The following is a 10,000-nucleotide window of genomic DNA, read 5'->3' as shown; positions in this document are numbered from 1 at the left end:
CTCAGGGTTAGTCGGGACCTAAGCCGAGGCCGAAAGGCGTAGGCGATGGACAACAGGTTGATATTCCTGTACCACCTCCTCACCATTTGAGCAATGGGGGGACGCAGGAGGATAGGGTAAGCGCGGTATTGGATATCCGCGTCCAAGCAGTTAGGCTGGGAAATAGGCAAATCCGTTTCCCATAAGGCTGAGCTGTGATGGCGAGCGAAATATAGTAGCGAAGTTCCTGATTCCACACTGCCAAGAAAAGCCTCTAGCGAGGTGAGAGGTGCCCGTACCGCAAACCGACACAGGTAGGCGAGGAGAGAATCCTAAGGTGATCGAGAGAACTCTCGTTAAGGAACTCGGCAAAATGACCCCGTAACTTCGGGAGAAGGGGTGCTCTGTTAGGGTGCAAGCCCGAGAGAGCCGCAGTGAATAGGCCCAGGCGACTGTTTAGCAAAAAACAGGTCTCTGCGAAGCCGTAAGGCGAAGTATAGGGGCTGACGCCTGCCCGGTGCTGGAAGGTTAAGAGGAGCGCTTAGCGTAAGCGAAGGTGCGAATTGAAGCCCCAGTAAACGCGGCCGTAACTATAACGGTCCTAAGGTAGCGAAATTCCTTGTCGGGTAAGTTCCGACCGCACGAAAGGCGCAACGATCTGGGCACTGTCTCAACGAGAGACTCGTGAAATTATAGTACCTGTGAAGATGCAGGTTACCCGCGACAGACGGAAAGACCCGTGGAGCTTTACTGCAGCCTGATATTGAATGTTGGTACAAGCTTGTACAGGATAGGTAGGAGCCTTGGAAACCGGAGCGCCAGCTTCGGTGGAGGCATCGGTGGGATACTACCCTGGCTGTATTGACCTTCTAACCCGCCGCCCTTATCGGGCGGGGAGACAGTGTCAGGTGGGCAGTTTGACTGGGGCGGTCGCCTCCTAAAAGGTAACGGAGGCGCCCAAAGTTCCTCAGAATGGTTGGAAATCATTCGCAGAGTGTAAAGGCACAAGGGAGCTTGACTGCGAGACTACAAGTCGAGCAGGGACGAAAGTCGGCTTAGTGATCCGGTGGTTCCGCATGGAAGGGCCATCGCTCAACGGATAAAAGCTACCCCGGGGATAACAGGCTTATCTCCCCCAAGAGTCCACATCGACGGGGAGGTTTGGCACCTCGATGTCGGCTCATCGCATCCTGGGGCTGTAGTCGGTCCAAGGGTTGGGCTGTTCGCCCATTAAAGCGGTACGCGAGCTGGGTTCAGAACGTCGTGAGACAGTTCGGTCCCTATCCGTCGCGGGCGCAGGAAATTTGAGAGGAGCTGTCCTTAGTACGAGAGGACCGGGATGGACGCACCGCTGGTGTACCAGTTGTTCTGCCAAGGGCATCGCTGGGTAGCTATGTGCGGACGGGATAAGTGCTGAAAGCATCTAAGCATGAAGCCCCCTCAAGATGAGATTTCCCATTCCGCAAGGAAGTAAGATCCCTGAAAGATGATCAGGTTGATAGGTCTGAGGTGGAAGTGTGGCGACACATGGAGCTGACAGATACTAATCGATCGAGGACTTAACCATATTTTTGAATGATGTCACACCTGTTATCTAGTTTTGAGAGAACACCTCTCTAAAGGCGGAAGGTAAGGAAACTCCGCTAAGGGCTCTCACATCCTGTGAGAAACGCCTAGTACCTTCATCCTGAAGGCATTTGTTTGGTGGCGATAGCGAAGAGGTCACACCCGTTCCCATACCGAACACGGAAGTTAAGCTCTTCAGCGCCGATGGTAGTCGGGGGTTTCCCCTGTGAGAGTAGGACGCCGCCAAGCAGATTTATTAATTCTACCATGTTTGTTTATGAAGCTTTATATTATTCCGCAGTAGCTCAGTGGTAGAGCTATCGGCTGTTAACCGATCGGTCGTAGGTTCGAATCCTACCTGCGGAGCCATTGCTTCCATAGCTCAGCAGGTAGAGCACTTCCATGGTAAGGAAGAGGTCAGCGGTTCGAGCCCGCTTGGAAGCTTAAATGTATTATTACAAGGTTTCTCATAAGGAGAAAGCTTTTTTATTGCGATATGCGGAAGTAGTTCAGTGGTAGAACACCACCTTGCCAAGGTGGGGGTCGCGGGTTCGAATCCCGTCTTCCGCTCCATTTATCCAACGGGATATTGTAAATTGAATTGCGCCCGTAGCTCAATTGGATAGAGCGTTTGACTACGGATCAAAAGGTTAGGGGTTCGACTCCTCTCGGGCGCGCCATATCTTTTAATAGAATAGATAGGAAATCGGGAAGTAGCTCAGCTTGGTAGAGCACATGGTTTGGGACCATGGGGTCGCAGGTTCGAATCCTGTCTTCCCGACCATTTTTTATGGGGCCTTAGCTCAGCTGGGAGAGCGCCTGCTTTGCACGCAGGAGGTCAGCGGTTCGATCCCGCTAGGCTCCACCAAAAGTTTTTAAAAAAAGTTGTTGACTTTGAAGAAGTGACGTTGTATACTAATAAAGTTGCTTTAACAAAGCAGACAAACAAAATGATCTTTGAAAACTAAACAAGACAAAACGTACCTGTTAATTCAGTTTTTGAAAATCGCACAGCGATGTGCGTAGTCAGTCAAACTACTTTATCGGAGAGTTTGATCCTGGCTCAGGACGAACGCTGGCGGCGTGCCTAATACATGCAAGTCGAGCGGACAGATGGGAGCTTGCTCCCTGATGTTAGCGGCGGACGGGTGAGTAACACGTGGGTAACCTGCCTGTAAGACTGGGATAACTCCGGGAAACCGGGGCTAATACCGGATGGTTGTTTGAACCGCATGGTTCAAACATAAAAGGTGGCTTTGGCTACCACTTACAGATGGACCCGCGGCGCATTAGCTAGTTGGTGAGGTAACGGCTCACCAAGGCAACGATGCGTAGCCGACCTGAGAGGGTGATCGGCCACACTGGGACTGAGACACGGCCCAGACTCCTACGGGAGGCAGCAGTAGGGAATCTTCCGCAATGGACGAAAGTCTGACGGAGCAACGCCGCGTGAGTGATGAAGGTTTTCGGATCGTAAAGCTCTGTTGTTAGGGAAGAACAAGTACCGTTCGAATAGGGCGGTACCTTGACGGTACCTAACCAGAAAGCCACGGCTAACTACGTGCCAGCAGCCGCGGTAATACGTAGGTGGCAAGCGTTGTCCGGAATTATTGGGCGTAAAGGGCTCGCAGGCGGTTTCTTAAGTCTGATGTGAAAGCCCCGGCTCAACCGGGGAGGGTCATTGGAAACTGGGGAACTTGAGTGCAGAAGAGGAGAGTGGAATTCCACGTGTAGCGGTGAAATGCGTAGAGATGTGGAGGAACACCAGTGGCGAAGGCGACTCTCTGGTCTGTAACTGACGCTGAGGAGCGAAAGCGTGGGGAGCGAACAGGATTAGATACCCTGGTAGTCCACGCCGTAAACGATGAGTGCTAAGTGTTAGGGGGTTTCCGCCCCTTAGTGCTGCAGCTAACGCATTAAGCACTCCGCCTGGGGAGTACGGTCGCAAGACTGAAACTCAAAGGAATTGACGGGGGCCCGCACAAGCGGTGGAGCATGTGGTTTAATTCGAAGCAACGCGAAGAACCTTACCAGGTCTTGACATCCTCTGACAATCCTAGAGATAGGACGTCCCCTTCGGGGGCAGAGTGACAGGTGGTGCATGGTTGTCGTCAGCTCGTGTCGTGAGATGTTGGGTTAAGTCCCGCAACGAGCGCAACCCTTGATCTTAGTTGCCAGCATTCAGTTGGGCACTCTAAGGTGACTGCCGGTGACAAACCGGAGGAAGGTGGGGATGACGTCAAATCATCATGCCCCTTATGACCTGGGCTACACACGTGCTACAATGGACAGAACAAAGGGCAGCGAAACCGCGAGGTTAAGCCAATCCCACAAATCTGTTCTCAGTTCGGATCGCAGTCTGCAACTCGACTGCGTGAAGCTGGAATCGCTAGTAATCGCGGATCAGCATGCCGCGGTGAATACGTTCCCGGGCCTTGTACACACCGCCCGTCACACCACGAGAGTTTGTAACACCCGAAGTCGGTGAGGTAACCTTTTAGGAGCCAGCCGCCGAAGGTGGGACAGATGATTGGGGTGAAGTCGTAACAAGGTAGCCGTATCGGAAGGTGCGGCTGGATCACCTCCTTTCTAAGGATATTATACGGAATATAAGACCTTAGGTCTTATAAACAGAACGTTCCCTGTCTTGTTTAGTTTTGAAGGATCATTCCTTCGAAACGTGTTCTTTGAAAACTAGATAACAGTAGACATCACATTCAATTAGTAACACAAGATATCACATAGTGATTCTTTTTAACGGTTAAGTTAGAAAGGGCGCACGGTGGATGCCTTGGCACTAGGAGCCGATGAAGGACGGGACGAACACCGATATGCTTCGGGGAGCTGTAAGCAAGCTTTGATCCGGAGATTTCCGAATGGGGAAACCCACCACTCGTAATGGAGTGGTATCCATATCTGAATTCATAGGATATGAGAAGGCAGACCCGGGGAACTGAAACATCTAAGTACCCGGAGGAAGAGAAAGCAAATGCGATTCCCTGAGTAGCGGCGAGCGAAACGGGATTAGCCCAAACCAAGAGGCTTGCCTCTTGGGGTTGTAGGACACTCTGTACGGAGTTACAAAGGAACGAGGTAGATGAAGAGGTCTGGAAAGGCCCGCCATAGGAGGTAACAGCCCTGTAGTCAAAACTTCGTTCTCTCCTGAGTGGATCCTGAGTACGGCGGAACACGTGAAATTCCGTCGGAATCCGGGAGGACCATCTCCCAAGGCTAAATACTCCCTAGTGACCGATAGTGAACCAGTACCGTGAGGGAAAGGTGAAAAGCACCCCGGAAGGGGAGTGAAAGAGATCCTGAAACCGTGTGCCTACAAGTAGTCAGAGCCCGTTAACGGGTGATGGCGTGCCTTTTGTAGAATGAACCGGCGAGTTACGATCCCGTGCAAGGTTAAGCAGAAGATGCGGAGCCGCAGCGAAAGCGAGTCTGAATAGGGCGCATGAGTACGTGGTCGTAGACCCGAAACCAGGTGATCTACCCATGTCCAGGGTGAAGTTCAGGTAACACTGAATGGAGGCCCGAACCCACGCACGTTGAAAAGTGCGGGGATGAGGTGTGGGTAGGGGTGAAATGCCAATCGAACCTGGAGATAGCTGGTTCTCTCCGAAATAGCTTTAGGGCTAGCCTCAAGGTAAGAGTCTTGGAGGTAGAGCACTGATTGGACTAGGGGCCCCTACCGGGTTACCGAATTCAGTCAAACTCCGAATGCCAATGACTTATCCTTGGGAGTCAGACTGCGAGTGATAAGATCCGTAGTCGAAAGGGAAACAGCCCAGACCGCCAGCTAAGGTCCCAAAGTATACGTTAAGTGGAAAAGGATGTGGAGTTGCTTAGACAACCAGGATGTTGGCTTAGAAGCAGCCACCATTTAAAGAGTGCGTAATAGCTCACTGGTCGAGTGACTCTGCGCCGAAAATGTACCGGGGCTAAACGTATCACCGAAGCTGCGGACTGTTCTTCGAACAGTGGTAGGAGAGCGTTCTAAGGGCTGTGAAGCCAGACCGGAAGGACTGGTGGAGCGCTTAGAAGTGAGAATGCCGGTATGAGTAGCGAAAGAGGGGTGAGAATCCCCTCCACCGAATGCCTAAGGTTTCCTGAGGAAGGCTCGTCCGCTCAGGGTTAGTCGGGACCTAAGCCGAGGCCGAAAGGCGTAGGCGATGGACAACAGGTTGATATTCCTGTACCACCTCCTCACCATTTGAGCAATGGGGGGACGCAGGAGGATAGGGTAAGCGCGGTATTGGATATCCGCGTCCAAGCAGTTAGGCTGGGAAATAGGCAAATCCGTTTCCCATAAGGCTGAGCTGTGATGGCGAGCGAAATATAGTAGCGAAGTTCCTGATTCCACACTGCCAAGAAAAGCCTCTAGCGAGGTGAGAGGTGCCCGTACCGCAAACCGACACAGGTAGGCGAGGAGAGAATCCTAAGGTGATCGAGAGAACTCTCGTTAAGGAACTCGGCAAAATGACCCCGTAACTTCGGGAGAAGGGGTGCTCTGTTAGGGTGCAAGCCCGAGAGAGCCGCAGTGAATAGGCCCAGGCGACTGTTTAGCAAAAACACAGGTCTCTGCGAAGCCGTAAGGCGAAGTATAGGGGCTGACGCCTGCCCGGTGCTGGAAGGTTAAGAGGAGCGCTTAGCGTAAGCGAAGGTGCGAATTGAAGCCCCAGTAAACGGCGGCCGTAACTATAACGGTCCTAAGGTAGCGAAATTCCTTGTCGGGTAAGTTCCGACCCGCACGAAAGGCGCAACGATCTGGGCACTGTCTCAACGAGAGACTCGGTGAAATTATAGTACCTGTGAAGATGCAGGTTACCCGCGACAGGACGGAAAGACCCCGTGGAGCTTTACTGCAGCCTGATATTGAATGTTGGTACAGCTTGTACAGGATAGGTAGGAGCCTTGGAAACCGGAGCGCCAGCTTCGGTGGAGGCATCGGTGGGATACTACCCTGGCTGTATTGACCTTCTAACCCGCCGCCCTTATCGGGCGGGGAGACAGTGTCAGGTGGGCAGTTTGACTGGGGCGGTCGCCTCCTAAAAGGTAACGGAGGCGCCCAAAGGTTCCCTCAGAATGGTTGGAAATCATTCGCAGAGTGTAAAGGCACAAGGGAGCTTGACTGCGAGACCTACAAGTCGAGCAGGGACGAAAGTCGGGCTTAGTGATCCGGTGGTTCCGCATGGAAGGGCCATCGCTCAACGGATAAAAGCTACCCCGGGGATAACAGGCTTATCTCCCCAAGAGTCCACATCGACGGGGAGGTTTGGCACCTCGATGTCGGCTCATCGCATCCTGGGGCTGTAGTCGGTCCCAAGGGTTGGGCTGTTCGCCCATTAAAGCGGTACGCGAGCTGGGTTCAGAACGTCGTGAGACAGTTCGGTCCCTATCCGTCGCGGGCGCAGGAAATTTGAGAGGAGCTGTCCTTAGTACGAGAGGACCGGGATGGACGCACCGCTGGTGTACCAGTTGTTCTGCCAAGGGCATCGCTGGGTAGCTATGTGCGGACGGGATAAGTGCTGAAAGCATCTAAGCATGAAGCCCCCCTCAAGATGAGATTTCCCATTCCGCAAGGAAGTAAGATCCCTGAAAGATGATCAGGTTGATAGGTCTGAGGTGGAAGTGTGGCGACACATGGAGCTGACAGATACTAATCGATCGAGGACTTAACCATATTTTTGAATGATGTCACACCTGTTATCTAGTTTTGAGAGAACACTCTCAATTTGTTTGGTGGCGATAGCGAAGAGGTCACACCCGTTCCCATACCGAACACGGAAGTTAAGCTCTTCAGCGCCGATGGTAGTCGGGGGTTTCCCCCTGTGAGAGTAGGACGCTGCCAAGCAATTGCACGTTAGTGTAATTTTTAAAAAAAGTTGTTGACTTTGAAGAAGTGACGTTGTATACTAATAAAGTTGCTTTAACAAAGCAGACAAACAAAATGATCTTTGAAAACTAAACAAGACAAAACGTACCTGTTAATTCAGTTTTTAAAAATCGCACAGCGATGTGCGTAGTCAGTCAAACTACTTTATCGGAGAGTTTGATCCTGGCTCAGGACGAACGCTGGCGGCGTGCCTAATACATGCAAGTCGAGCGGACAGATGGGAGCTTGCTCCCTGATGTTAGCGGCGGACGGGTGAGTAACACGTGGGTAACCTGCCTGTAAGACTGGGATAACTCCGGGAAACCGGGGCTAATACCGGATGGTTGTTTGAACCGCATGGTTCAAACATAAAAGGTGGCTTTGGCTACCACTTACAGATGGACCCGCGGCGCATTAGCTAGTTGGTGAGGTAACGGCTCACCAAGGCAACGATGCGTAGCCGACCTGAGAGGGTGATCGGCCACACTGGGACTGAGACACGGCCCAGACTCCTACGGGAGGCAGCAGTAGGGAATCTTCCGCAATGGACGAAAGTCTGACGGAGCAACGCCGCGTGAGTGATGAAGGTTTTCGGATCGTAAAGCTCTGTTGTTAGGGAAGAACAAGTACCGTTCGAATAGGGCGGTACCTTGACGGTACCTAACCAGAAAGCCACGGCTAACTACGTGCCAGCAGCCGCGGTAATACGTAGGTGGCAAGCGTTGTCCGGAATTATTGGGCGTAAAGGGCTCGCAGGCGGTTTCTTAAGTCTGATGTGAAAGCCCCCGGCTCAACCGGGGAGGGTCATTGGAAACTGGGGAACTTGAGTGCAGAAGAGGAGAGTGGAATTCCACGTGTAGCGGTGAAATGCGTAGAGATGTGGAGGAACACCAGTGGCGAAGGCGACTCTCTGGTCTGTAACTGACGCTGAGGAGCGAAAGCGTGGGGAGCGAACAGGATTAGATACCCTGGTAGTCCACGCCGTAAACGATGAGTGCTAAGTGTTAGGGGGTTTCCGCCCCTTAGTGCTGCAGCTAACGCATTAAGCACTCCGCCTGGGGAGTACGGTCGCAAGACTGAAACTCAAAGGAATTGACGGGGGCCCGCACAAGCGGTGGAGCATGTGGTTTAATTCGAAGCAACGCGAAGAACCTTACCAGGTCTTGACATCCTCTGACAATCCTAGAGATAGGACGTCCCCTTCGGGGGCAGAGTGACAGGTGGTGCATGGTTGTCGTCAGCTCGTGTCGTGAGATGTTGGGTTAAGTCCCGCAACGAGCGCAACCCTTGATCTTAGTTGCCAGCATTCAGTTGGGCACTCTAAGGTGACTGCCGGTGACAAACCGGAGGAAGGTGGGGATGACGTCAAATCATCATGCCCCTTATGACCTGGGCTACACACGTGCTACAATGGACAGAACAAAGGGCAGCGAAACCGCGAGGTTAAGCCAATCCCACAAATCTGTTCTCAGTTCGGATCGCAGTCTGCAACTCGACTGCGTGAAGCTGGAATCGCTAGTAATCGCGGATCAGCATGCCGCGGTGAATACGTTCCCGGGCCTTGTACACACCGCCCGTCACACCACGAGAGTTTGTAACACCCGAAGTCGGTGAGGTAACCTTTTAGGAGCCAGCCGCCGAAGGTGGGACAGATGATTGGGGTGAAGTCGTAACAAGGTAGCCGTATCGGAAGGTGCGGCTGGATCACCTCCTTTCTAAGGATATTATACGGAATATAAGACCTTGGGTCTTATAAGCAGAACGTTCCCTGTCTTGTTTAGTTTTGAAGGATCATTCCTTCGAAACGTGTTCTTTGAAAACTAGATAACAGTAGACATCACATTCAATTAGTAACACAAGATATCACATAGTGATTCTTTTTAACGGTTAAGTTAGAAAGGGCGCACGGTGGATGCCTTGGCACTAGGAGCCGATGAAGGACGGGACGAACACCGATATGCTTCGGGGAGCTGTAAGCAAGCTTTGATCCGGAGATTTCCGAATGGGGAAACCCACCACTCGTAATGGAGTGGTATCCATATCTGAATTCATAGGATATGAGAAGGCAGACCCGGGGAACTGAAACATCTAAGTACCCGGAGGAAGAGAAAGCAAATGCGATTCCCTGAGTAGCGGCGAGCGAAACGGGATTAGCCCAAACCAAGAGGCTTGCCTCTTGGGGTTGTAGGACACTCTGTACGGAGTTACAAAGGAACGAGGTAGATGAAGAGGTCTGGAAAGGCCCGCCATAGGAGGTAACAGCCCTGTAGTCAAAACTTCGTTCTCTCCTGAGTGGATCCTGAGTACGGCGGAACACGTGAAATTCCGTCGGAATCCGGGAGGACCATCTCCCAAGGCTAAATACTCCCTAGTGACCGATAGTGAACCAGTACCGTGAGGGAAAGGTGAAAAGCACCCCGGAAGGGGAGTGAAAGAGATCCTGAAACCGTGTGCCTACAAGTAGTCAGAGCCCGTTAACGGGTGATGGCGTGCCTTTTGTAGAATGAACCGGCGAGTTACGATCCCGTGCAAGGTTAAGCAGAAGATGCGGAGCCGCAGCGAAAGCGAGTCTGAATA

At 52.2% G+C, this 10,000-nt stretch carries 6 tRNA genes and 7 rRNA genes (2 of these 13 cut by a window edge); all 13 read left to right on the top strand.

The window, feature by feature from the left end:
• Positions 1 to 1,546, top strand: a 23S ribosomal RNA gene (locus BGM23_RS21175) (it extends 1,369 nt beyond the left edge of the window).
• Positions 1,547 to 1,679: 133 nt separating this feature from the next.
• Positions 1,680 to 1,794, top strand: a 5S ribosomal RNA gene (rrf, locus tag BGM23_RS21170).
• 45 nt (positions 1,795 to 1,839) lie between these two features.
• A tRNA-Asn gene (locus BGM23_RS21165) sits at positions 1,840 to 1,914 on the top strand.
• A gap of 2 nt (positions 1,915 to 1,916) precedes the next feature.
• A tRNA-Thr gene (locus tag BGM23_RS21160) sits at positions 1,917 to 1,989 on the top strand.
• Between the two features lie 54 nt (positions 1,990 to 2,043).
• Positions 2,044 to 2,118 (top strand) — tRNA-Gly (locus BGM23_RS21155).
• 30 nt (positions 2,119 to 2,148) lie between these two features.
• Positions 2,149 to 2,225, top strand: a tRNA-Arg gene (locus BGM23_RS21150).
• 27 nt (positions 2,226 to 2,252) lie between these two features.
• Positions 2,253 to 2,329: transfer RNA gene (locus BGM23_RS21145), tRNA-Pro, on the top strand.
• A gap of 8 nt (positions 2,330 to 2,337) precedes the next feature.
• Positions 2,338 to 2,413: transfer RNA gene (locus BGM23_RS21140), tRNA-Ala, on the top strand.
• Between the two features lie 172 nt (positions 2,414 to 2,585).
• Positions 2,586 to 4,134, top strand: a 16S ribosomal RNA gene (locus BGM23_RS21135).
• 170 nt (positions 4,135 to 4,304) lie between these two features.
• Positions 4,305 to 7,231 (top strand): 23S ribosomal RNA (locus BGM23_RS21130).
• 55 nt (positions 7,232 to 7,286) lie between these two features.
• Positions 7,287 to 7,402, top strand: a 5S ribosomal RNA gene (gene rrf, locus BGM23_RS21125).
• 186 nt (positions 7,403 to 7,588) lie between these two features.
• A 16S ribosomal RNA gene (locus BGM23_RS21120) occupies positions 7,589 to 9,138 on the top strand.
• Between the two features lie 170 nt (positions 9,139 to 9,308).
• Positions 9,309 to 10,000: ribosomal RNA gene (locus tag BGM23_RS21115) — 23S ribosomal RNA — on the top strand (it continues 2,236 nt past the right edge of the window).
• The 16S, 23S and 5S rRNA genes sit together here with 6 tRNA genes alongside, the layout of an rRNA operon.

This window comes from Bacillus sp. FJAT-14266 (assembly GCF_001719225.1).
In the GTDB taxonomy this organism is placed as follows: Bacteria; Bacillota; Bacilli; order Bacillales; family Bacillaceae; genus Bacillus; species Bacillus subtilis.
The sequence above is the reverse complement of the archived record's forward strand: the minus strand, read 5'-3'. Positions and strand labels throughout refer to the sequence as shown.